The sequence below is a fragment of the Bacillus sp. JST-5 genome (assembly GCF_057747715.1).
The window spans coordinates 1-21,534 of the sequence record NZ_JBYLHW010000035.1 but is presented as its reverse complement, the minus strand read 5'-3'; the positions used below and the strand labels follow the sequence as shown (position 1 = coordinate 21,534).

The following is a 21,534-nucleotide window of genomic DNA, read 5'->3' as shown; positions in this document are numbered from 1 at the left end:
ACTATTTTAACTCTTTTAATATTTAAAATAACAACTTTTATTGTACAAACCTTGTAATTAATAGATTTAATCGATTAAAAAACGTTCAGGTGGGGAATCTAAAAATGTTTTTGTAGAAAAATGATTTTTCTTTTTGAACTCATTAATTAAATAAAAACCGCATGCATACCCAACCATTGTTGGAAATTGTTTCATCCCATATAATAAAACATCGTGCATCGGATTATCTAATTTAATATTCAGATTTTTTGATAAATAAAAATCCCAAAAATTCTTAATCATTTTATTTGAATAATATTCACACCATTTGGCCAAGTATTCACTTCCACAATATTCCAGTACTGCATGTTCGGCTAAGCCTTCCATAATGATTGAATCTAATAATGTATACTCATCCAACGGCTTTATTAATTGATTCATTCTTGAGGCATGATGATATTCGTGAACAAATAATGCTTCATATTCCTTATCATCTTCCAGTGGGGATAAAAATAAAATCATTTTATCTTTGAACGAAATGCCTGTTTTTTGAAAATTCATATTAATCGATTTTCTTATAGGAAAAATATAAATGGGAATATCTGGTCCATTCCACTTTTTCTTATATTTATGGAAAAATCGATCGATTTTTTCCCACACTCTTATTTTTTTTAACTTATGGTAATCTATTTTAGAGAATTTTGACGGTTTGTACAATCCTTTTTTATATAAAAATTGAAAAATTTCTTTTTCATCTGCATCTTCGAAAGATTTTTTCATTCTTTTACAAATTGATAATACATTTTCAAAATCTTGTTCTAGCCATTCATCTGTTCGTATTACACCCATGTTGATAATCTCCTTCAATGTTTTTTTATATCTTATGAGTGTGGATGTTACATTTTACACATATCTAATAATCTTATTTGACGTTCTATACAAATTGACATAAAAAAACCTATAAAGGACTTTCCTTTATAGGTTAAATAAGTTTATTCATATTTTTTAAATACTAATGTTGCATTATGACCACCAAATCCTAGCGAGTTACTAATAGCAACTTTAATATCTCTCTTTCTTGCTTCATTCGGAACATAATCTAAATCACAGTCTGGATCAGGAGTTTGTAAGTTAATGGTTGGTGGCATAATTCCTTCTTTAATCGCTAATGCAGTGAAAATAGCTTCTATACCACCAGCTGCACCTAGTAGATGTCCAGTCATTGATTTTGTTGAACTTACCGCTAGTTTATAAGCGTGATCTCCAAACACCTTTTTAATGGCTGCTGTTTCAAATTTATCATTGTATTCGGTGCTTGTACCATGAGCATTTATATAATCTACTTCTTCTACGCTTACTTCACCGTCTCTTAGCGCTAATGCCATCGCACGTGCCCCACCTTCTCCTTCAGGTGCTGGAGCTGTAATATGGTAAGCATCACCTGTAAATGCGTATCCAACTACTTCCGCATAAATTTTTGCTCCTCTTTTAAGAGCATGTTCTAACTCTTCTAAGACAACAATTCCTGCTCCTTCTCCAATAACGAATCCATCACGATTTTTATCAAAAGGTCTTGATGCTGTTTTTGGGTCAGGATTTGTAGAAAGAGCAGTGTTAGCACAGAATCCTGCTAACGACATATTGGTGATTGGAGCCTCTGTTCCACCGGAAATAACGACATCTGCATCGCCTCGTTGAATAACTTTAAATGCATCACCTATTGAATTAGTTCCTGTAGCACATGCTGTAACAGTACATGAGTTAATTCCTTTAGCTCCTAATAAAATGGATACTTGTCCAGCAGCCATATCAGGAATCATCATTGGAACAAAGAACGGACTTACTCTTCGGTAACCTCTTTTATTAAAAATTTCGTATTGTTGTTCGAATGTTTCCATACCACCGATCCCAGAACCAATCCAAACACCGACACGCTCAGCATTGCTTTCATCAATAGTTAAATTGGCATCTTTTACAGCCATTAAAGAAGCAGCAACAGCAAAATGAGTGAAACGATCCATTTTTCTTGCGTCTTTGCGGTCTAAAAATTTCTCAATATCAAAATCTTTTACTTCTGCTGCAACTTTTGCTGGAAAAAGATCAGCATTCACTCTTGTTAAAGGACCGATACCTGATTGACCGTTAATGATATTTTTCCAAGCTTCTTCTGCACTATTACCTACAGGGGTTACGGCTCCTACTCCCGTAATTACAACTCTTCTTTTTTTCACGCTTTCCATCTCCTTTCAAAACCATGACAGTTGATCATTTTCCCCATCTTAATAATATAGCACCCCATGTTAATCCTCCGCCGAAACCAACCATGACAATGAGGTCATCATCTTTAATTTTCCCTGCTTCCAACTCTTCAACAATAGAAATTGGAATAGATGCTGCAGATGTATTCCCGTATTTGTGTATCGTTTTTGACATTTTCTCTTCTGGAAGCTCAAGTCTTTCTCTTGCAGATTCCATAATTCGAATATTTGCTTGGTGTGGAATTAGAAAATCAACATCGTCTTTTGTAAAACCTGCTTTCGTTAACACATTTACACTAGACTCACCCATTTGTCTGACAGCAAATTTAAACACTTCTCTACCGTTCATATGAACATACTTATCTTGATACAAATGTTTGCCTCCAGATCCATCCGCACCAAGTTCATAAGATAAAATACCTCTTCCTTCTGATACCGGTCCCATTAAAACCGCTCCTGCACCGTCACCAAATAACACACAAGTATTACGGTCCTCCCAATTTAATATTTTAGATAGTTTCTCAGCTCCGACAACTAAAATATACTTATGAGAGCCTGATTCGATAAAATGTTTTGCAGTTACCATGCCGTACATGAATCCTGCACACGCAGCACTAACATCCATTGCTCCCGCATGTTTTGCCCCTAGTTTTTCTTGAAGCATACATGAAACGGAAGGAAACGGTTGATCCGGTGTAACGGTTGAAGTAATGATAAAATCAATTTCTTCTGGACTTATACCTGCATGTTCTATTGCTTTTTTTGCCGCTTCATATGCCATATCAGATGTATCTATATCGTCAGATGCTATTCGACGTTCTTGAATACCCGTTCTTGTTCGAATCCATTCATCAGATGTATCGACCATTTTTTCTAAATCTTTATTTGTTAACACACGTTCAGGTAATGCTCTTCCAACTCCTAATATACCAGCGTTCATTTTTCAAACTCCTTTACATGAAGTAATTACTTATAATAAATTTTATTATCAATTATTAGTACTTGGTACTAATTTTATCTAATTTTAATGATTTTATCAATGTCTATTTTTGTAGACAATCACCTATACCTTTGGTTGGTGGCATCATAATTTGTAATTGAAAAATATAAATGACAAGCGGGGTGAATGGTTGTGAATGACAATAAAAAGAAAAATCGCTATATGGAGATAGATGAAAAATTCACGTCTTTCTTCTTACCAACTCGGAAGAAGGAAAAGATTGAAAAAAATAGAGAACAAAGTAGTGATCCGATAACATCTTTTCTTAACGATATACCTATTGAAAAATTTATCGATCAAATCGAGCAAATCATGCAAACATATAACCAATTAAAACCATATATCAAATCAATACCAAACATAATCAACAAATTGAAAAAATAAAAGCGGAGGTGAGCGTTTAGTGGCGTACGAACGGGAAACCCTCCCGCTCTGAGATATAGGAAACACGACGAGGATCGAGTCGATGTTGACTTATCGTAGGGAAGGGAGGGGGTCGTTCGCTAGCCACTGCGAGCCGGAGCTGGATAATAATAAAAGCGGAGGTGAGCGTTTAGTGGCGTACGAACGGGAAACCCTCCCGCTCTGAGATATAGGAAACACGACAAGGAACGAGTCGATGTTGACTTATCGGAAGGAAGGGAGGTTATCACTCACTAGGTGTGCGTACCCAATGCCTAGATGCGAACGAACAGAAGAGCCACTCGAACTATGAGAGAAAGGAAACACTACCCATAATTCCCTAATAATATAAATATGGGGACTGCTAAAAGTGATTCATCCACACTTTTTAGCAGTCCCCTTTATTCGATGCATAAAAACAAAAAATGCCTCATTTCGTTTGAAAGTGTGGCCAACGTATATTATGAAAATATAAAAAATATGATTGCCAGTTACAAAAATGTATAGAATGTTTTGCTACTTTCAATTTTCATTTGGTAACTTTCCGGTTTTTTTATACCTATTGACTAATTGATTGATTTTCTTTTGAAATGGTTTGTCTACTTGTGAACTAAATTTTCCTAAAGAGATTACATCATCTTGAAAATCAACATAAATGTTGCCAGATGACAATGTACCTTCGTTAAACTTTTTCGCAGCTAATTCATATAACTTGTCAACATGTTGGACTGTACTTGTTAGTACCGTTTGTTCTCCTAAATAACTTTGGTCGGAAACATAACCAATGGCATACAATCCATGTTCTTTTACTTTCTCAATTATTGGGACATTATATAAATCACCAGCAGGATAAAAGACATCAATATCCTCTATTAACAATTCATTAAAAAAGGTTAAAGCTAAATCAACATCATCCCAATGATGAACAAATTTGATTTGGACATCCGCTTGTGGATTTTCGTAGCGTACTCCATCAGCAAACCCCATGACTTCTGGTTGCCAATCAAATGCAGCAATAATTCCCACTTTGTTTGTTTTCGTCATATGTCCTGCTACCATTCCACCAAAAAAGCCCATGGCATAACTTTTAAAAGAGAAATTTGTTACATTTTCTTTCTTTGCATTTCCGTTAAAACTAACAAAATGAATAGAAGGATATTTATCGGCCACTTCGTTAAAAAAATAAGAATAAGAATCTCCATGACCAAAAATTAAATTTACATCTTTTTTTTCAAACTCCTCAATCGCATGCTCCACTTGTGATTCCGTTTGCACAGATTCTTTATAATATACTTTAACATTAAACTTAGATTGGAGATCTAACATTCCTTTATACCCTACTGTCCCCCATACTTGATCGTTGACCGTCTTCGGCACGAGCAAACCGACACCTTTAATTTGTTGCTCGTTTTTTTCCTGATTACAACCTAATAACAAAAAAATACTAATGATGATAATACAAGTGAAGCTTAATCGTCTTATCATCCATTCATCCCCTTTAGACATGTCGCTCATGTTCTATTTGATATATAACACTTTTCGACAAAAAAAATCAATCGTTTTCCGAATTTATTAATGTTTGATAGATAGTTCGGTAATCTTCTAAAATTTCTTTTAACTGGTGTGTAGGATGAACGGTTAATACATTTTTAATACTTAAATCTATGCTGTTTTCATCTTTAAGAAATTTTTCAACCATCTCATTACTAAAAAATTGTTGAGCTATTTCCTTCCAGTAATTTTTCTTTGCATTTTGAATGATATATTCTCCAGAATTACCTTTTTCAAGTTGCTGGTAAACTACAGACATTAAATCTTTTATATAAATAGCATCCGAAACATCGTCAATGTGATTTTGTAATTTATCATTATCTCTATATTTAGATTGAGCAAACAAATAAAGATGAGGTTGATATTTTCCAAAGAGAGTCGGAACAAAAAATACATATTGTTCATTAGAAGCATCAGCTATTTTCTGTATGGACTTTTGATCTTCCTTCCAGTAATCATATTTCTTTTTTGGGATGATCATGACGATTTTATCCGGTGGATGATTTAAAAAATGCTCAATCAGCCATTGATAAGAGGTAATCGATTGATTTCTTATATAAAGGTCATGAAGAGGGAGAAACAATAGATATGGTTTATCTAGTTCGAAGAAAGCTTGTTCCGTTCTTTCGGAATCAATAGCATGAAAGTTCCCGTTCCTTCCTACAAATAATCGTTTTTCTTCTGCCCATTTCATTTCGTGCGGTAACAACTGACTTTCCAAACTATAAACGTTCCATCCCTCTTCCAATAAAAAATTACAAATTTCAAAGCCAACAAAATCATTACCAAAACATACGAACGCTTGACTCACGTTTATCCCTCTTTTATAAAACTTTTTCATACTGTTTGAAAAATACTATTGCTTGTGTAGCAATTTCTCCTCTTCTTTCCGGAACAAGCATGCGAATGATGAGCGGTTTTTCTTCTTTATCTCTATGATGAACAATTTGTTTATATTGCTTGGACATTTTTAAATCTTTTTGTCCATTTTCTAACACATGAATAATTTTAAATGGGACGGAGCTTTCATTCATTGAATATTCATGTCTATTCATGATAAATAATTCACATTCTTCTTCATTAATTTGATGAGCAGTCGATACTTCATAAATAAATCTTTTATAAAAAAATTTATGTTCTTTTTCTTCTAATAGTTTTGTTTTTAAGGAAAAACACGGGTTTATAAAAAAAACCGATCTTATTTTTGCAGACATTTCTTTTACTAACTCAACGGCAACTAACGCTCCCATTCCTTCAGCAATTAAGTGAATATTTTCATTAAGAATTTCATTTCGTTTTACATATTCATATAGACGCTTTGCTAATTCAACTGCCCGTTTACTTCCCCAATTTCTCCCGTATAAATTAGAATAAAAGATCGTATATCCAGCATCTGATAAAATTTCAATAATTCTATTACGTCCAACATTTTCTGTCCAAAAACTTCCCTTTTCATCAACGTAATGTTCTTGATTCCCAATTAAAAGAATACCAAACCCATTCGGCCTTTCCGGATAGTGGATTATATTCCATTCATTGTCTATTTTGAAGATTCGGTATTTCATGATTCGTTCTCCTTTAAGCATATTTGCTCTTAATTAACGTATGTTAGAAAAATTTTTTTGTCCGTAAAAATGTAAAAAAAATGAATTCTTTATACTTCTTTCATTCGTTTTCATAACATTTCATTTTCTTCATCGTCAATTTATGATAATATGGAAATGGATTTTAGAGACAAGAGGGTGAAAACATGCATTTTATTTGGACGTTTATTTGGACGTTTTTATTAGCACAAATGATGACATATGTTATTAGTTCGATGAATAATGCTCATTTTGATTTTATGACAGGAACGATTATATCTATCGCCCTGACCATCATTCTTTATGTATTTCCTCCATTATTATCAACGAAAGATGAAGGAGAACATTCCCATTAAAAAAGCATCCGAACGGATGCTTTTTAATGTCCTTTCTTATTTTTATACGTCCATAAACGATCATCATTCGATGTTTCAGGAAAACGGTCTCCTGCTTCTAAACGCACTTGTTTCGGATTGTTGACATTGTTTCCTGTTTCTCCAATTTCAACATACACCCCGTTATTCGGTGCTTTTTGTCCTGGTCGAAAATGTCGATTTTGCCCCATGTCAAACCTCCTTTATATATAATTCATAAATTTATCTTGTCCTTAATATGAATAAACATGAATGCCAGAATATTCTTTACAGATAGTGTTAGTCCTATTCTTTTTTATTGAAATGGAGGCTTATTTATGGAACAATTCGATCATCTATTAACCATTATCAAATATTTTCTATTAGGATTATTTCAAGGATTTACCGAACCAATTCCAATTTCATCAAGCGGACATTTGGAAATTGCAAAATATTTTTTTGGAATTGCCGATATTGGATTAAATTTTTCTCTTATAGTCAATACCGCATCTTTATTCGCTGTTTTAATCATCTATCGAAAAGATTTATTTAGACTTACTAAAAATGGACTAGCCTATCTTACAAATAAAAATACAAAGGAAACAAAAGCAGATTTTATGTTTATCGTATTTCTTATTGTCGGAACAATTCCTGCGGGGGTTATCGGAATATTATTTGAAGATACGATTGAAGAATATTTTACAAGTGTTTATACCGTTGCTATTACTTTAATTATTACTGGAGTTGCCCTATTTTTCATTCGGAATTTACGAGGAAAGAAAAATGATGGAGACTTAACTTTAAAGGATGCCATAATTGTCGGTTTAGCACAAGCTGTTGCTTTAATTCCAGGTATTAGCCGTTCAGGTGCTACAATCGTTGCAGCAATGGGACTTGGAATGAAGCAAGATACTGCATTAAGATTTTCATTTCTTTTATATATTCCCGTAAGTCTTGGGGGAATGATTTTAGGGATAACAGATTTTATCAATGATGAGAATTTACATCAGTTACTAATCCCATATACCATTGCCTTTATTGCTTCTTTTATAGCGTCTTACTATGCATTAATATGGTTTATGAATATTATGGCTAGAGGCAATTTAAAATATTTTGCTTATTATTGCTTTATTGTCGGAATAAGTGTTCTTTTATTCGTTTGAAAAGTTCAGATTTAAAACCAATTGAAGCTTTTAGTTCAAAAAATAAATCTCAAAAAGTTGTCTTTTGATTTAAATTACCCTCTTTCGATTCTTATAAAGAACATGATTCACCATATTCCATAAAATTTTAATATATGAATGACATTTTATAATTGAATTGTTGTTATAATGTTGAAAGAGGATACCCTCTTAGAAAGAGGTGATATAATGAAAATATCAGAAAATCTAAAAAAAGCCTTTGAAGAAAGTGATATTGTACGAACTTATCCGAAAGGCAGTTTTTTATACCGAGAAGGAGATTTTGCTGATAAACTGTTCTTTATTAAAAATGGGAAAATACAAGTTTCAAAAGCAATGCCAGACGGAAGAGAATTAATATTAAGAATTTGTTCATCTGAATCTATTGTTGGGGAATTTTTCTTATTTACCACTCCACATAAACATATATTAAATGCAGTTGTATTAGAGGAATGTACAGTAAGCATCCTATGTAAAGATGATTTAGAACAAAAATTGTCAATTGATCAACCGATTGCCATTGAATTGATCCAACTAATTAATCTAGAATATCGTAAAACAAATTCTATGTTTAGAGACTTAATTTTACATGGAAAAAAAGGAGCTTTATATTCAACGCTCATTCGCTTAAGTAACAGCTATGGTCAAGAGACGGATAACGGAATATTTATTACTCTTCCGTTAACGAATCAAGAGTTAGCAAACTTTTGTGGCACCTCCCGTGAAATGGTCAATCGCTTTTTAAGCCAATTAAAAAAGGACGGGATTATTTCAACAGACCATCGTCATATCATTATCCACGATATTGACTTCTTGAAAAATGAAATTGAATGTGAAAATTGTCCAATCGAAATATGTAATCTTCATTAACTTTATATCCCAATTTATAAAAATAAACCATCCACCCTTAAACTACCAATATTGGGGTGGATGGTTGTTTTTCGATTATGAAATGTTAACGGATACCTAAAGCAATTTTTGCATAACGACTCATTCGATCTTTTGTCCAAGGTGGATTCCAAACAATATTCACTTCTGTATCTTTTACTTCTGGTATATCGGCCAATGCTTGTTTCACTTCATCAACAATTATACCAGCTAACGGACATCCCATTGCTGTTAATGTCATCGTAATTTTAGCTGTTCCATTTTCGTCCATGGAAACATCATAAACTAATCCTAAGTTTACTATATCTATACCTAATTCAGGGTCAATGACCTGTTCTAGTGCACTATATATATTGTCTTTTAAATCTTGATCCATCATGACTCCTCCTTTTTATAAAAAATTCAACGTACCACGCTATCGTCGAATTTTTCGTTTGTGATAAGAAATCAATTCGTTACTTACCTATGATTATCTTAACAAAGTTATGAGGAAAATGAAATTTTTTCACTTTCCATCTTTTGATGGATCCATTCTACTATTTGTAACACTCCTTTTCTCGGAACTTTATGTCCGGCATGATCATCTAAAATAAATTCCATTTGTTTTTCTTTGTCTTTTTGCTCAAGATAAAATTGATAAGCAAAATGGTATGGAACAACATTATCTTTTTTTCCATGCCAGAACAGTAAAGGACGACTATTAATGCGATGAGGTTGCTTGCTTAAATCATATTTTTGTAATTGAACTAAAATTTCATCTATTTTTTCTTTTTCTATTGGAACATTTTGTAACATCGATTGCATATGTTGAAGCTGATATTTTGCATAATCCACATAACAAGGGTTTCCCATTAAACTAACGGCAGATTGAATCCAGTCATATTGAGATAAAGCTCCTAATGTTATAATTCCACCCATCGATGTTCCTATTAACCCTATATTGCTAATTATTTTCTTTTGTTCAACTAGATGATTCCGCAATTTTTCGATATCTCTAATGGTTTGCAAAACAATCTCCCAAAAATGGATAGATAATTGGACTTCATTAAACCCTACTTCTCGCTCACCATGATATAAAGTATCTGGTAAAATGACTCTAAATCCCTTTTCTGCTAATAAATAGGCATAATGTAAATTATGTTCTTTTGCACTTGTAAACCCATGAATAAATAAGACTGTTTTTATACATTGATGACTATTCTTTTCTTCGACGACTTCTAAATAAGGAATGGTATCTAACCGTTGTTTTTTTACAAGAATATTCAAATCAATGACCTCCAAACATTTTTTCCGTAAATAATTTTTATTGATTCATTTAAACGAATATGTTAGACAAAAGGATAGTACTATTGATAACATAGACTTTAAAATATATTTTAAATTATATCACTAAAAGGTAATATTTACTAATAACTGGGGTAAAGAAGGGAATTAGGATGAAAGATAAATATTTAATTGCACTAGACTTAGACGGAACATTATTAACAAATGATAAAAAAATTTCTAATACTAATAAAAAAGTACTCCAACAATTAATGAATGAAGGTCATCATATCATGATCGCCACTGGAAGACCATTTCGATCAAGTGAAATGTACTACAAAGAATTAGGATTAACGACACCAATCGTTAACTTTAACGGAGCTTTTGTCCATCATCCACTAGATGATCAATGGGGAACGTATCATGAACCATTGCAATTAGATGTTGCGAAAGAAATTATAGATACTTGCCAACAATATGACATTTATAATATTGTCGCAGAAGTTATTGATAAAGTTTATTTTCATTATCATGATGAAAAGTTATTAGACATTTTTTGTTTAGGAAATCCCGAAACAACCATTGGTGATTTACGTACCTATTTATCCGATCATCCAACGAGTATGTTAATACATGCTGATCCTGCACATGTTTCACACATTCGCCAACATTTGAATGAAGTTCATGCCCAAGTCGTCGATCATCGTAGTTGGGCTGCACCTTGGCATGTTATTGAAATTGTGAAAAGCGGATTAAATAAAGCGGTTGGGATTCAAAGAGTGGCAAAGTCATTAGGTATACCGCGTGAAAGAATTATTGCCTTTGGAGATGAAGATAACGACTTAGAAATGCTTGAATATGCTGGCCATGGTGTTGCAATGGGGAATGGAATTAAAGAAGTAAAAGAGGTAGCTGATTTCATAACAAGTACAAATGAAGAAGATGGCGTTGCTCAATTTTTAAAGAAAATGCTTCTTTCCTAGAACCAAAACATACCTGTAAAAGTTCCAGCCTTCCTTGACCATACTATTGATGAGCGAATTCATCGCTCACTTAATTTGACGGGAGGGAATCTACCGTGGGTAAACGAAGCAAATCAAAACGATTCGTCCAACATGGAAAAGATGCAATGAAAAAATATAATGAGAGATTTCCTTACCGTACAACATATGCTGAAGCCGAAGCAGAAAAGTTAGAAAATGTTCATCAATCTTCTTTAGGCGGGATTGAATAATGGGAAAAAACCAATTATTTCAAAAAGCTCGTGAATTAACAACAGAATTAGAAACAAAAAGTGAACTAGGTATTCCAATTTCGAATGAAGATATAGATCGTGCAAAAAATGCGCTTTCTTCCGCCTATGCCAATTCTACTTTTGCCGAGCAAAAACAGCTTCAACAATTTCAAAAAATATTGGACGATATTCAAGCTGAATAAGGCGACCGGAATGGGAATTACCCATTCCGGCTTTTTTCGGCAAATTGCTCTAATAAAATTGAATGTTCATCAACAATAGAGCCATCCTGATAATTTCTTCTATACAACGTTAATACAATGGCTCCATTTTTAGGTAACTTTTCTTTTGGAATTTGAATGTGAATGTTAAAAGGTATCGGCATTTCTTGTTGTGAATAAGACACCGTTACTTGTTGTTCATCCAATAGATAATTATGTCCATCATCTACAGTGTAATAGAAATGATTGAAAATACTTTTTCCTGTTACTAAATAATTCCCGTCTTTACCCTCTACATGTAAATCTTGAAAATTTACACTTTTATTTCTTCTCTCCATCGTCTTTTTATCGAAAAAAACTTTTGGACCAACAGTTTTTTTATTAACTTTTGTTACTGTAAGCCATCCTTCTACTGTATAAATTCCTTTTTCTAATAATTTACCATTAATCTGATAATCCCATTGGTCTTCCCATTTTAATGTTTCTTTTGGCTTAATCTTTTTTTCTTGAATAGCTTGTAGAAACGCTTTCCCAATTGAATAGCGGTAAACTTCTCTTCCTATTTCACTTTTTACCACCCATTCAAAATTTTGCGATGTTGGAAATTCTAGCTTGACTGGTTGATTACTTTTGTTTTTCAAATAAAATTGAATGGTAAAATGATTTTCTTCCGGTTGAATAGATATTGAAAAGTGTAAAGAATTTAAAATATCGTTTTTATCACCTTTTGCCTTGGCCAAAGTGACATTGGCAAATATGATATTAGAAAGGCTGAATAATAAAATAAAAGTTATGAGGTATTTTCTCATTTGATACACTCCCTATTCTTTTCTAAAAAATCCAACAACATTAGTCGTTTCCAAAATATTTGTAAATGCTTGCGGGTCAATTTCTTTAATGATTCTTTCTAATTCATATAGTTCATATCGAGTAATTACAATCATCATCATTTCTTTACTATTATTCGAAAATGCCCCTTTAGCTGGTATCGTTGTAATTCCTCTAACAAGTCGGGAATGTATAGCTTTTTTCATTTCTTCATATTTTTCCGTAATGATAAAGGCTGTTAGTTTTTGATAACGAGTATGAATCATATCGATGACTTTTGAAGATGTATACAAACTTACTAATGTATATAACGCTTTTTCCCAACCGTAAAAAAAACCTGCAAATATAACTATGAGACCATTTAAAATAAATATGAAATTTCCTACAGGTTTGTCTTTTACTCTTGATAACACCATTGCAACAATATCTAGACCGCCTGTAGAAGCACCCCATTTTAATGTGATGCCGATTCCAATAGCAGCGATAACTCCCCCAAATACTGCGTTTAATAAAATATCTGAAGAAACCGAATAAATAGGAATGACTTGTAAGAAAAAACTCATTAAAATAACACTAAGAAAACTATACAATGTAAAAGATTTCCCTATTTTCATCCACCCTAAAATCGTCACAGGTATATTTAATAGGAATAAAAGAGTTCCTGTTGATACATTTAATGGAGTATATTCGGTTAGTAAATTTGATAATAATTGAGCTGCACCAGTAAACCCGCTCGCATATACATTCGCTGGAATGAGAAAAAAATTCATCGCTATGGCATTTAACAATGCGCCAATAATGACGACAGAAATTTTCGTCGCTTCTCTAATCATGAAAAGGCCTCCTCGCACCTATCTATCTTCATTATTCCACTCCTATCCATTTCTATTGATCAACCTTTAATTTTTGATTTCGTATAAAATTTTAAAAATTCTGTTTATTAATTATTAGATGTTCAATGAATGATTGTCTTTTTTCTATAAAAAAGGTAAACTTTACATAAATGAAGTAGTAAAGAAGGTAGGGGAATATATGACGGTGAAAATATTAGCGGATAGTGCTTGCGATTTACCTGTAACTTTTTTTGAAGAAAACAAGAACATTGCAACACTGATCCCATTAAATGTTCATTTAGACGATGAACAATACGAGGACTTATTAACCATTACTCCAAAAACAGTTTTTGATGCGATGCGTGCAGGAAAGAGTCCTAAAACATCACAAGTAACCCCAAATAAGTTTGAGGAAGTTTTTAAAAAACTCGCTGAGGAAAAAAGTGAAGCCATTTACATCGCATTTTCTTCCGAACTATCTGGTACATATCAAACAGGTTATATGATGGCCCAACAAGTGAAAGAACAATATCCGGAATTTGATATTACCATTTATGATACAAAATGTGCTTCCATCGGCTACGGACTTATTGTGAAAAACGCTGTTGAAATGGCGAAAAACGGAAAAACAAAAAGTGAAATTGAGGAGTACGTTCAATTTGCTTCTAATCATATGGAGCATCTATTTACCGTGGACGATCTTGTTTACTTACAACGAGGAGGTCGTATTTCAAAAGCTTCCGCATTTGTTGGTGGCTTATTGAATATTAAGCCATTGTTAAATGTAGAAGATGGAAAGCTAGTCCCACTAGAAAAAATTCGCGGAAAGAAAAAGCTTTATAAAAGAATTATTGAATTGATGAAAGAACGCGGAGATCAGTTAGATAAACAAGAAATTGGAATTAGTCACGGAGATGATGAAGAAGCAGCTCTCTATATAAAAGAAGAGATTGAAAAAGAATTTGGAACGAAGAAATTTTATATCAATACGATCGGAGCTGCCATTGGTTCTCATTCAGGTCCAGGAACTTTAGCGATCTTCTTTTTAAACAAATATAAAGAATAGAAATTTTTCCTTTCGTCATAATAACGATAGATATGTACGAAAGGAGCAATGTTATGCCAAGAACATCCGACAATGACAAAAAACCTCGTGATAATCAAGCAGTACATGAGCAAAAAAATGAATTAAGGGAAAAAAACAGAAAAGCAGGGAAACATCAATATTCCAAGAAAACTGATCACCTATAAATACTTGATCATGAATCATGAAAACAAACAGGTTATCCAAAGCAGCAACCTAAATTGATTATCTATAACTATAAAACATCATCATTTTCATTATGTGAAAATGATGATGTTTTTTTTGTGAGTTTTGTGAAAGTTGTTTCAATCCATGATTTTCTTTATAATATTAATATATTAATGTAAGGAAGCCCTTACAAAAATAATGTGGAGGATACATATGGCAAAAGAAAGTTCGTTTGATATTGTTTCAAAAGTTGATTTATCTGAAGTAACAAATGCGATTAATTTAACGATGAAGGAAATTGAAAATCGTTACGATTTTAAAGGAAGTAAGAGCTCCGTTTCCCTTGAAAAAGATGAACTTGTCCTTATTTCCGATGATGAATTTAAACTTAAACAATTGAAAGATGTACTATTAAGTAAGCTAATAAAGCGTGGCGTTGCCATTAAAAATATTCATTACGGAAAAGTTGAAAGTGCATTAGGTGGAACTGTCCGACAAAGAGGAAAACTTGTCCAAGGAATTGATAAAGAGCAAGCTAAAAAGATCAATGGAATCATTAAAAATACTGGATTGAAAGTAAAAAGCCAAATTCAAGATGATCAAATTCGCGTAGCAGGAAAAAGTAAAGATGACTTACAAAAAGTTATTCAAGCAATCCGAGATACCGAATTAGACATTGATGTCCAATTTGTCAACTATAGATAAAGAGCCTGAGACAAATGTATATTTTTAACCTTGATATAAAGGGTGAGTTGTTTGGAACAGCTCACCCTTTTACAAATTCATTATTATAATTACAAATCTCTAGACCTGATAGGTACGGAGGAAACGAGCAATCGAGGATGCTTGAGCCATGGCTGGATTAAGAGCGACGTTTTATTAAAGCTAACTTCTTTTTATCCATTTACTCATAATGATTTCATCCACGAACTATTCTCCTCTCCCCCTTATTCTATTCAGCCTTCTTCTTCCCTCTTTTCCAAACAATATACATAAAAGTGATAAAAATAACATTCACTGCTATGATGGCAATAAGAAAAGAAATATTTATTCCGCTTTTCTCTTTTAATAAATAAATTTCAGATTGTTCTCGATCAATAAAAAATGAATATTTATGATTAGCTTCACGAATTAAATCACCGTTTAGTACCCCTTTTAATTCTTGACCTTTAGCAATTTTATCTTCATCAATTTCTACGTGTAATGTTTTACTTCCATTATTGATTGCAACAATCATCGTTTCATCATTATAAACACGTTTATAAATGGCCGCATGTTGATCATCGTATAAAACATCAAAATCCCCATAGGTTAAAGAAGGATACTGATTCCTTAGTTCCTTAAGTTTTTTTAATAAATCAATAAGTTCTTTTTCTGTACGGAAATTCATGAATTGATGATTATTTGGAGGTAAATCTCCGTTAAGTGCAATTTCAGAACCGTACATAACAAATGGATAGCCTGGAGTCGTAAATAAATATGTTAAAGCAAGCTTCCATCTAGTCCCAGGGTTCATATTATGATTGACCATATCAAAAGTAAAACGAGAAGATTGCTCATGATCAAACATTTTAATTAACTCTTGCTGATGTAAAGAATTTTGAATGAATTCATTAATTTCTTTAAGCGAATGATCAAACGCGGAAAAACTTTCTCTTAAATTTTCCATAAAGGAAATGTCACCAATAAATGTAAGCCCAAACTCTTTATATTGCTCCAAGTCTTTACTGTCCATGATTTCTCCTGTAAATATTGCATTCGTATTCACTTGACGAATTTCTTCTATAAAATTTGATAAATATGTCGTTGGGATTTGATGTAAATGGACAAATCTAAACCCGTCAATTCCAGTTTCCTTCATCCATTTAGAAGCTATTTCTATAAAATATTGTTGAACATAAGGATTGTTAATATTTAATTTTGCTTTCTCTTCATTCGTTTCCAAATACCAATCTTGTTTTGATAAATCTTTTAGCCATGGATGATTTTTAGACGTATAGAAGAAATCTAAGTCCACAATTACTTTTAATCCCTTTTTATGCGCCTCTTTTACTAGTGATCGAAATTCATCCAAAGTTCCGTAATGTTCTTCTACCGATTCAAAATCGATCACCGAATGACCATCATAACCATTTTGGTCATTATTAAAAATTGGAGATAAATTGATGATGGAAAAACCCATTTCTTTTATGTAGTCTAATTTCTCACTTATTCCAATAAAATCGCCACCAAAAAAGGCATTCATGTTTTTTACATCTGTTTCATAATCATTTTTCCCCGTTCCGTTATGAAAGCGGTCAATTAAAATATAATAAATTGCTTGAGATTCTTTTTGATTCGTTTCTTCGAATGCATAAGCATCTATCGAAATAGAAAAAATCATGAAAAAACAAAGTAGAATTGTGATTAATCGTTTTATCATAAAGCTCCTCCTTCAATCATTACGATTTAAGATTAGCTTTTCTTCTTTGAGTCGTCAAATATCTATGAAGGAAATTCACTGTTTTGTTGAATTTTTGAATCAATGGCCCATAACAAAAAGATTTTTTCGAATAAAATAGAAAATATCGAGAATTAAATTGTGCACCCTCTTTCTCATTTCAGTAGTATAATTCACCGCAAAAGTGTCAACAAATGACGGTGAGAACATTTTGGAGGGGTAATTTTCAATGAATCAACATAGAATTTTACTGTTAGAACAACAAACACGGGCATATTGTGAGGGAACAATTGAACATATTAATAATGAATGGATTTTTTTCGATGATGAAACGGATGAGGCGTCTTGTTTAGACGACTATATTAATAGAGAAATAATATTGCTTCGTGCTAATCGGTTAAAAAAAGGGATCTTATTAAAAAACGGAATCATGCAGTCAAAAAATGAAAAACTAATGTTGCGTGATCATGATCGAATTAGAATTAAAAAAAATCTTTCTTTTTCATTTGAAGCTTTATTAGATGATTTAAATGACGATGCTTTTTTCCAATTTGTAACGACATTAAACTCCCTTCAATTTTCCATATATGACTTTTTATATTGCCATAATTATTTATCTTTTTTACAACATGATCGGGCCAAACAAGGTGTAAATATATTAATATTTGATAATGGCAATGAAATATGCTCCGTCCTCCATCACTTTTGCTATGCTGAAAAAGAATCCGATCGATTCGAGTTTACCCTCAATACCGGGAAACGAATAATTATAGAAAAATTACCTTCATAATTGACACTTTCATACATTCCGTTAAAGAAAGTAGAACTGAAACATCTTTGTGAATATAACAAAAGAGGTGCCTTCCATTAGTAGGCACCTGATTTTATTATTGATGAATCTTTTTATTTTTTCTTTCTTCTACAATTTTTTTCAATTCTTTTTTTGTTAACAATTGATGATGTCTTTCTTTTTGCTGATTCAGATTGACAAATAATAGAACTATTACGATACATACAAAAACAATAAAAATCGCTGCAGCTATCACTGCATACATTACTGTCATCTTCTCCTTACCCACTTTTTCTCAAATCTTAAGAAACATTTATTTTCGTTACAAATTCATTCGCCTTTAATGGTTTATGAATATAGTATCCTTGTGCGTAATGACAATTTAATTTCTTAAGTAGTTCCCATTGTTCTTTTGTCTCTATACCTTCAGCTATTACTTTCATCGAAAGCCCTTTTCCCATTGTAATGATCGCTTTTACTATAGCCATGTGAGATGGATCTTGATGAATATTTTTTATAAATGAACGATCAATCTTTATTGTATTTGCCGGTAGGTTTCTTAAATAGTTTAATGAAGAATAACCTTTACCAAAATCATCAATAGATACTTTTACTCCTAGGCGTTGAAGTTCTTTCATAACTGAGACACTATAACTTATATTCCCTAGCATAATAGATTCGGTTAACTCTAAATGTAAATACTCAGGACTCATTCCAGAAATCGATAATGCCTCTTTTACATCACTTATAAACATTTCATGCTGAAATTGTTTAGGCGAAACATTTACAGAAATGACTAAATTCCTTATTCCATCGTCATGCCATTTTTTATTTTGTCTACATGATTCTATTAAAACCCATCTTCCTATCTCTCTAATAAGCCCTGTTTCTTCCGCCACCGGAATAAATTCATTGGGTGGAATTAAACCTAGTTTTGGGTGTTGCCATCGAATAAGAGCCTCACTTCCAAAAATTTTTCCAGATTTTAATTGATAAATAGGTTGATAGCAAAGGAAGAATTCATCTTTTTCTAACGCTCTTCGTAAATGACTTTCCATTTCAATCCGAAGTTTTACTTGATCATTCATTTCTGTGGAATAAAAAGAGTAATTATTTCCACCTTGCAATTTACATCGATTTAATGCTAAATCTGCATGCTTTAACAATATTTCCGTCTGTACGCCATCATTCGGGTATATACTGATACCTATACTAGCAGCAACAAAATATTCTTGACCTGAATATTTAATTGGTAAGTTTATGGCGCTTAAAACTTGTTCACAAAACTGAATTATATCTTTAGATTGGTGATATTCTTTTATAAGAATGGAAAACTTATCTCCGCTAAATCTCCCCAATTGTGCATGTTCTGGCATTAATTTATTTAGTCGCAAACTTATATCTTTTAAAATTTCATCCCCTGCTTTATATCCCAAAGTATCGTTAATCATCTTAAATCGATCAATATCAACAAACATTACAGCAAATGGCTGTTTTGTTCGTTTAGCATGTTTCATATGTTTGTTCAATATTTCGGTAAATTTCAAACGATTAGGAAGCCCGGTATCAATATCGTAATAGGCGAGTTGCATTACCTTTTCTTCATTTTTTACACTTTCAGTAATATCACGCCCAATACCATACGTACCTACTACTTTTCCCCCAACGGTAATTGGGATATTTTTCATAATTACTACGAGTTCCTCGCCTAGTTTTGTTTTTATTTTTAACCGATACGTTCTGATTTGACCTTTTAATGCGCGAAAAAAGTTAACCTTTACTCGCTGTATATCTTTAGTATCAATATAATTTAGTGCCAGTTTTCCTATAATTTCATTTTTTTGATAACCAAATGTATCAATAAATGCTTGATTAACGCTTAAAATTTTTCCATTTAAATCGGTTGAATAAATAATGTCTTCATTATTATTAAATAATGACTCATAATATTGTTCTGATAATCGATTGTTTCTAGTTAGCTCGGAGTTTTCTTTGTTTAATTTTTCAAGCAAATGAGTAATTTTAGCCGTTTGGATTAATTTATCAGGGATGATTATCTTTTGATGCGACTTTTTTGATAAACTATTCTTTTTTTCTGATATTTTTAACAGATAAAAGGAAGATGACATTTGGCTCCAATTTTTATCCGAAAAATATCCTGCTACTGGCGCCAGATTTTTCATCAACTTAATTGTCTCAAACATTACGTCTTTCAAAGGTTCGAATTTTGGCCAACTTGGAAAACTTAAATAGAAGTCTGCCAGATTCTCATCTGTTTTAGAAAAAAAATCATGATTATTAAGCCATGTATGAATGTCAAAATACGCAAATGATAATTCATCACCGATTTGAATAGATTCTTCAAACAATAGAAATCCTTTAGAATCGATTTTCACCGGCAACAATATTTTTTGTTCTGAATGTTTATGAAGGATAAATGGGAACTCTTTTATATGCCTTTCGAATTCTTCATTAGACATTTTGCCAAAATAATCTTGATATATTTCTTTCGGGGTTAAGTGGTTGATGGATAACACCTTATTATTTATTACATTTGTCACTTGAAATCTAGGGCCAAGTTCTTTCCAACTTCCAATCTCTTCTTTGTGAATGATTAAAGCTTCGCTTGAAAAAGATGCAACTATCGCTCCACTGTCCATGATCGATAAGTAGTCAAAAATGTAGTTATTAGCCCCCAAAGTTAATCCGGTAATTTCTGAATACGGAAAACGTTTCGATAATTGATTATACAACGGTTCTAAGTTGAATGTTTCAGTTGAAAAAATAATATGTAACTGGCGATGGTAATCATTTGAAAACGGAAAATGGTTTTTCTTTACAATGTCAATTTGAATTTCAGTCTGTTCAAATAACGTAAATGTAAAATATGCTTCTTCTTTATTTAGCATACTTCCATCTATGTTAAATTCATTTACGGTACATCCAATCATCTTACTTGTTGGAAATAAATATTTTAACTCCTCTTGAATCTGTTTAATTCTATGAAGATTATTCGTATGAATATATACTTGAATAAATAAGTGATGAGAGTCGTTAATGAAAGGATAACTTGCTAATTTTTGTTGTAAGGTTTCTTTCTCTTTAATGATAAAGTTAATAGCCTTTGCCATCGAATGATCACCTCCCAATTATACAATTGGTTTCTCATATACTTTTATTGCTCTAAATGTAAGGATGTTAAATCCATTCGATTCACTACAATTTCATTAATAATATTCGACATAATTTTTTCGGATACCTTCTATAAACACCTAAATACCTATTCTTTCAATCATTTTTTGACATAGTAGCTTCTAAATTAAATAAGAAATTTGTATTTGGACGTTAAATATCTACAAAAATGGATCATATTTTAAAAGAAACAATGGGAAAAGCACAAAAAAAACATACTAAGATTAGTAGCACAGACCACGGCCATGGTCTGTGCTACTATTTTTTTATAGTAGAAGTGGAGAAT

25 protein-coding genes are annotated in these 21,534 nt (G+C 32.2%); 11 read left to right on the top strand and 14 right to left on the bottom strand.

All coding sequences use genetic code 11. From position 1 onward, the window contains the following. Positions 1 to 66: 66 nt before the first annotated feature. The 3 genes from AC3ASS_RS08680 to AC3ASS_RS08670 form a co-directional block, all read right to left on the bottom strand. Positions 67 to 828 (bottom strand): DUF2268 domain-containing putative Zn-dependent protease, encoded by a 762-nt coding sequence (locus AC3ASS_RS08680; protein WP_488283132.1) that lies wholly within the window; start codon positions 826 to 828, stop codon positions 67 to 69. Between the two features lie 143 nt (positions 829 to 971). After that, positions 972 to 2,210, bottom strand: coding sequence for a beta-ketoacyl-ACP synthase II (gene fabF, locus AC3ASS_RS08675; protein ID WP_488283131.1), 1,239 nt, complete (start codon positions 2,208 to 2,210; stop codon positions 972 to 974). A gap of 34 nt (positions 2,211 to 2,244) precedes the next feature. Then, the gene (locus tag AC3ASS_RS08670) at positions 2,245 to 3,177 is read right to left on the bottom strand and encodes a beta-ketoacyl-ACP synthase III (RefSeq protein ID WP_488283130.1); all 933 of its coding nucleotides are present in this window, start codon (positions 3,175 to 3,177) and stop codon (positions 2,245 to 2,247) included. 192 nt (positions 3,178 to 3,369) lie between these two features. On the opposite strand from AC3ASS_RS08670, the gene AC3ASS_RS08665 reads away from it, so the two are divergent. After that, positions 3,370 to 3,621: a hypothetical protein gene (locus AC3ASS_RS08665; protein WP_488283129.1), complete on the top strand. Its 252-nt coding sequence runs from the start codon at positions 3,370 to 3,372 to the stop codon at positions 3,619 to 3,621. Between the two features lie 540 nt (positions 3,622 to 4,161). Here AC3ASS_RS08665 and AC3ASS_RS08660 read toward each other — a convergent pair. The 3 genes from AC3ASS_RS08660 to AC3ASS_RS08650 all read right to left on the bottom strand — a co-directional run bounded on the left by AC3ASS_RS08660 (position 4,162) and on the right by AC3ASS_RS08650 (position 6,755). Further along, positions 4,162 to 5,124, bottom strand: coding sequence for a BMP family ABC transporter substrate-binding protein (locus AC3ASS_RS08660; protein WP_488283128.1), 963 nt, complete (start codon positions 5,122 to 5,124; stop codon positions 4,162 to 4,164). Between the two features lie 67 nt (positions 5,125 to 5,191). Further along, entirely contained in the window at positions 5,192 to 6,001 is an 810-nt protein-coding gene (locus AC3ASS_RS08655; protein WP_488283127.1) for a hypothetical protein, read from the bottom strand. Positions 6,002 to 6,014: 13 nt separating this feature from the next. Next, positions 6,015 to 6,755 carry a lipase family protein gene (locus tag AC3ASS_RS08650; protein ID WP_488283126.1) on the bottom strand — a complete coding sequence of 247 codons (741 nt, stop codon included), beginning with the start codon at positions 6,753 to 6,755 and terminating at the stop codon, positions 6,015 to 6,017. Positions 6,756 to 6,940: 185 nt separating this feature from the next. On the opposite strand from AC3ASS_RS08650, the gene AC3ASS_RS08645 reads away from it, so the two are divergent. Beyond that, a complete protein-coding gene (locus AC3ASS_RS08645) occupies positions 6,941 to 7,129 on the top strand; it encodes a YjzD family protein (RefSeq protein ID WP_488283125.1) in 189 nt (62 codons plus the stop codon). 23 nt (positions 7,130 to 7,152) lie between these two features. Here AC3ASS_RS08645 and AC3ASS_RS08640 read toward each other — a convergent pair whose 3' ends face one another. After that, positions 7,153 to 7,338, bottom strand: a complete 186-nt coding sequence (locus tag AC3ASS_RS08640) for a YjzC family protein (protein ID WP_488283124.1) — start codon at positions 7,336 to 7,338, stop codon at positions 7,153 to 7,155. A 126-nt stretch (positions 7,339 to 7,464) separates the two neighbouring features. Between AC3ASS_RS08640 and AC3ASS_RS08635 the strand changes: the two genes are divergently transcribed. Both AC3ASS_RS08635 and AC3ASS_RS08630 read left to right on the top strand, forming a co-directional pair. Then, positions 7,465 to 8,289, top strand: a complete 825-nt coding sequence (locus tag AC3ASS_RS08635; protein WP_488283123.1) for an undecaprenyl-diphosphate phosphatase — start codon at positions 7,465 to 7,467, stop codon at positions 8,287 to 8,289. A gap of 207 nt (positions 8,290 to 8,496) precedes the next feature. Beyond that, on the top strand, positions 8,497 to 9,177 hold the full coding sequence (locus AC3ASS_RS08630) for a Crp/Fnr family transcriptional regulator (protein WP_488283122.1): 681 nt from the start codon (positions 8,497 to 8,499) through the stop codon (positions 9,175 to 9,177). Positions 9,178 to 9,262: 85 nt separating this feature from the next. Here AC3ASS_RS08630 and AC3ASS_RS08625 read toward each other — a convergent pair whose 3' ends face one another. Continuing rightward, positions 9,263 to 9,571, bottom strand: coding sequence for a metal-sulfur cluster assembly factor (locus AC3ASS_RS08625; RefSeq protein ID WP_488283121.1), 309 nt, complete (start codon positions 9,569 to 9,571; stop codon positions 9,263 to 9,265). 107 nt (positions 9,572 to 9,678) lie between these two features. After that, complete coding sequence (locus tag AC3ASS_RS08620; RefSeq protein ID WP_488283120.1) at positions 9,679 to 10,461, bottom strand: alpha/beta fold hydrolase; 783 nt, start codon at positions 10,459 to 10,461, stop codon at positions 9,679 to 9,681. Positions 10,462 to 10,631: 170 nt separating this feature from the next. Between AC3ASS_RS08620 and AC3ASS_RS08615 the strand changes: the two genes are divergently transcribed. From AC3ASS_RS08615 to AC3ASS_RS08605, 3 genes are all read left to right on the top strand, one after another. Beyond that, positions 10,632 to 11,441 carry a Cof-type HAD-IIB family hydrolase gene (locus AC3ASS_RS08615; RefSeq protein WP_488283119.1) on the top strand — a complete coding sequence of 270 codons (810 nt, stop codon included), beginning with the start codon at positions 10,632 to 10,634 and terminating at the stop codon, positions 11,439 to 11,441. Positions 11,442 to 11,536: 95 nt separating this feature from the next. Next, complete coding sequence (locus tag AC3ASS_RS08610) at positions 11,537 to 11,692, top strand: hypothetical protein (protein ID WP_488283118.1); 156 nt, start codon at positions 11,537 to 11,539, stop codon at positions 11,690 to 11,692. Continuing rightward, on the top strand, positions 11,692 to 11,895 hold the full coding sequence (locus AC3ASS_RS08605) for a DUF3813 domain-containing protein (RefSeq protein WP_488283117.1): 204 nt from the start codon (positions 11,692 to 11,694) through the stop codon (positions 11,893 to 11,895). Before AC3ASS_RS08610 ends, AC3ASS_RS08605 begins: the two co-directional genes overlap by 1 nt. A gap of 17 nt (positions 11,896 to 11,912) precedes the next feature. Here AC3ASS_RS08605 and AC3ASS_RS08600 read toward each other — a convergent pair whose 3' ends face one another. Then, positions 11,913 to 12,722 carry a BsuPI-related putative proteinase inhibitor gene (locus AC3ASS_RS08600; protein WP_488283116.1) on the bottom strand — a complete coding sequence of 270 codons (810 nt, stop codon included), beginning with the start codon at positions 12,720 to 12,722 and terminating at the stop codon, positions 11,913 to 11,915. Between the two features lie 12 nt (positions 12,723 to 12,734). Beyond that, positions 12,735 to 13,574 carry a YitT family protein gene (locus tag AC3ASS_RS08595; RefSeq protein WP_488283115.1) on the bottom strand — a complete coding sequence of 280 codons (840 nt, stop codon included), beginning with the start codon at positions 13,572 to 13,574 and terminating at the stop codon, positions 12,735 to 12,737. A gap of 199 nt (positions 13,575 to 13,773) precedes the next feature. Between AC3ASS_RS08595 and AC3ASS_RS08590 the strand changes: the two genes are divergently transcribed. The 3 genes from AC3ASS_RS08590 to AC3ASS_RS08580 all read left to right on the top strand — a co-directional run bounded on the left by AC3ASS_RS08590 (position 13,774) and on the right by AC3ASS_RS08580 (position 15,531). Further along, positions 13,774 to 14,640 (top strand): DegV family protein, encoded by an 867-nt coding sequence (locus tag AC3ASS_RS08590; RefSeq protein ID WP_488283114.1) that lies wholly within the window; start codon positions 13,774 to 13,776, stop codon positions 14,638 to 14,640. 53 nt (positions 14,641 to 14,693) lie between these two features. Further along, a complete protein-coding gene (locus tag AC3ASS_RS08585) occupies positions 14,694 to 14,825 on the top strand; it encodes a DUF3941 domain-containing protein (RefSeq protein ID WP_488283113.1) in 132 nt (43 codons plus the stop codon). A 214-nt stretch (positions 14,826 to 15,039) separates the two neighbouring features. Then, positions 15,040 to 15,531 carry a YajQ family cyclic di-GMP-binding protein gene (locus AC3ASS_RS08580; RefSeq protein WP_488283112.1) on the top strand — a complete coding sequence of 164 codons (492 nt, stop codon included), beginning with the start codon at positions 15,040 to 15,042 and terminating at the stop codon, positions 15,529 to 15,531. Between the two features lie 247 nt (positions 15,532 to 15,778). On the opposite strand, the gene AC3ASS_RS08575 is transcribed toward AC3ASS_RS08580, so the two are convergent. After that, complete coding sequence (locus AC3ASS_RS08575) at positions 15,779 to 17,248, bottom strand: alpha-amylase family glycosyl hydrolase (RefSeq protein ID WP_488283111.1); 1,470 nt, start codon at positions 17,246 to 17,248, stop codon at positions 15,779 to 15,781. Between the two features lie 247 nt (positions 17,249 to 17,495). Here AC3ASS_RS08575 and AC3ASS_RS08570 point away from each other — a divergent pair, with 247 nt between their 5' ends. Then, positions 17,496 to 18,056: a DUF2777 domain-containing protein gene (locus tag AC3ASS_RS08570; protein ID WP_488283110.1), complete on the top strand. Its 561-nt coding sequence runs from the start codon at positions 17,496 to 17,498 to the stop codon at positions 18,054 to 18,056. A gap of 97 nt (positions 18,057 to 18,153) precedes the next feature. Here AC3ASS_RS08570 and AC3ASS_RS08565 read toward each other — a convergent pair whose 3' ends face one another. Then, positions 18,154 to 18,330, bottom strand: a complete 177-nt coding sequence (locus tag AC3ASS_RS08565; protein ID WP_488283109.1) for a hypothetical protein — start codon at positions 18,328 to 18,330, stop codon at positions 18,154 to 18,156. 28 nt (positions 18,331 to 18,358) lie between these two features. After that, complete coding sequence (locus AC3ASS_RS08560; protein WP_488283108.1) at positions 18,359 to 21,187, bottom strand: EAL domain-containing protein; 2,829 nt, start codon at positions 21,185 to 21,187, stop codon at positions 18,359 to 18,361. Positions 21,188 to 21,534: the final 347 nt, after the last annotated feature.

Excerpts from the sequence above, each read along its gene's own strand:
- AC3ASS_RS08640 (WP_488283124.1), bottom strand. The coding sequence starts at position 7,338 with ATGGGGCAAAATCGACATTTTCGACCAGGACAAAAAGCACCGAATAAC.
- AC3ASS_RS08625 (WP_488283121.1), bottom strand. The coding sequence starts at position 9,571 with ATGGATCAAGATTTAAAAGACAATATATATAGTGCACTAGAACAGGTC.
- AC3ASS_RS08605 (WP_488283117.1), top strand. The coding sequence starts at position 11,692 with ATGGGAAAAAACCAATTATTTCAAAAAGCTCGTGAATTAACAACAGAA.
- AC3ASS_RS08595 (WP_488283115.1), bottom strand. The coding sequence starts at position 13,574 with ATGATTAGAGAAGCGACGAAAATTTCTGTCGTCATTATTGGCGCATTG.
- AC3ASS_RS08680 (WP_488283132.1), bottom strand. The coding sequence starts at position 828 with ATGGGTGTAATACGAACAGATGAATGGCTAGAACAAGATTTTGAAAAT.
- AC3ASS_RS08575 (WP_488283111.1), bottom strand. The coding sequence starts at position 17,248 with ATGATAAAACGATTAATCACAATTCTACTTTGTTTTTTCATGATTTTT.
- AC3ASS_RS08565 (WP_488283109.1), bottom strand. The coding sequence starts at position 18,330 with ATGACAGTAATGTATGCAGTGATAGCTGCAGCGATTTTTATTGTTTTT.
- AC3ASS_RS08615 (WP_488283119.1), top strand. The coding sequence starts at position 10,632 with ATGAAAGATAAATATTTAATTGCACTAGACTTAGACGGAACATTATTA.
- AC3ASS_RS08580 (WP_488283112.1), top strand. The coding sequence starts at position 15,040 with ATGGCAAAAGAAAGTTCGTTTGATATTGTTTCAAAAGTTGATTTATCT.
- AC3ASS_RS08570 (WP_488283110.1), top strand. The coding sequence starts at position 17,496 with ATGAATCAACATAGAATTTTACTGTTAGAACAACAAACACGGGCATAT.
- AC3ASS_RS08630 (WP_488283122.1), top strand. The coding sequence starts at position 8,497 with ATGAAAATATCAGAAAATCTAAAAAAAGCCTTTGAAGAAAGTGATATT.
- AC3ASS_RS08645 (WP_488283125.1), top strand. The coding sequence starts at position 6,941 with ATGCATTTTATTTGGACGTTTATTTGGACGTTTTTATTAGCACAAATG.
- AC3ASS_RS08635 (WP_488283123.1), top strand. The coding sequence starts at position 7,465 with ATGGAACAATTCGATCATCTATTAACCATTATCAAATATTTTCTATTA.
- AC3ASS_RS08660 (WP_488283128.1), bottom strand. The coding sequence starts at position 5,124 with ATGATAAGACGATTAAGCTTCACTTGTATTATCATCATTAGTATTTTT.
- AC3ASS_RS08670 (WP_488283130.1), bottom strand. The coding sequence starts at position 3,177 with ATGAACGCTGGTATATTAGGAGTTGGAAGAGCATTACCTGAACGTGTG.
- AC3ASS_RS08560 (WP_488283108.1), bottom strand. The coding sequence starts at position 21,187 with ATGGCAAAGGCTATTAACTTTATCATTAAAGAGAAAGAAACCTTACAA.
- AC3ASS_RS08650 (WP_488283126.1), bottom strand. The coding sequence starts at position 6,755 with ATGAAATACCGAATCTTCAAAATAGACAATGAATGGAATATAATCCAC.
- AC3ASS_RS08585 (WP_488283113.1), top strand. The coding sequence starts at position 14,694 with ATGCCAAGAACATCCGACAATGACAAAAAACCTCGTGATAATCAAGCA.
- AC3ASS_RS08600 (WP_488283116.1), bottom strand. The coding sequence starts at position 12,722 with ATGAGAAAATACCTCATAACTTTTATTTTATTATTCAGCCTTTCTAAT.
- AC3ASS_RS08590 (WP_488283114.1), top strand. The coding sequence starts at position 13,774 with ATGACGGTGAAAATATTAGCGGATAGTGCTTGCGATTTACCTGTAACT.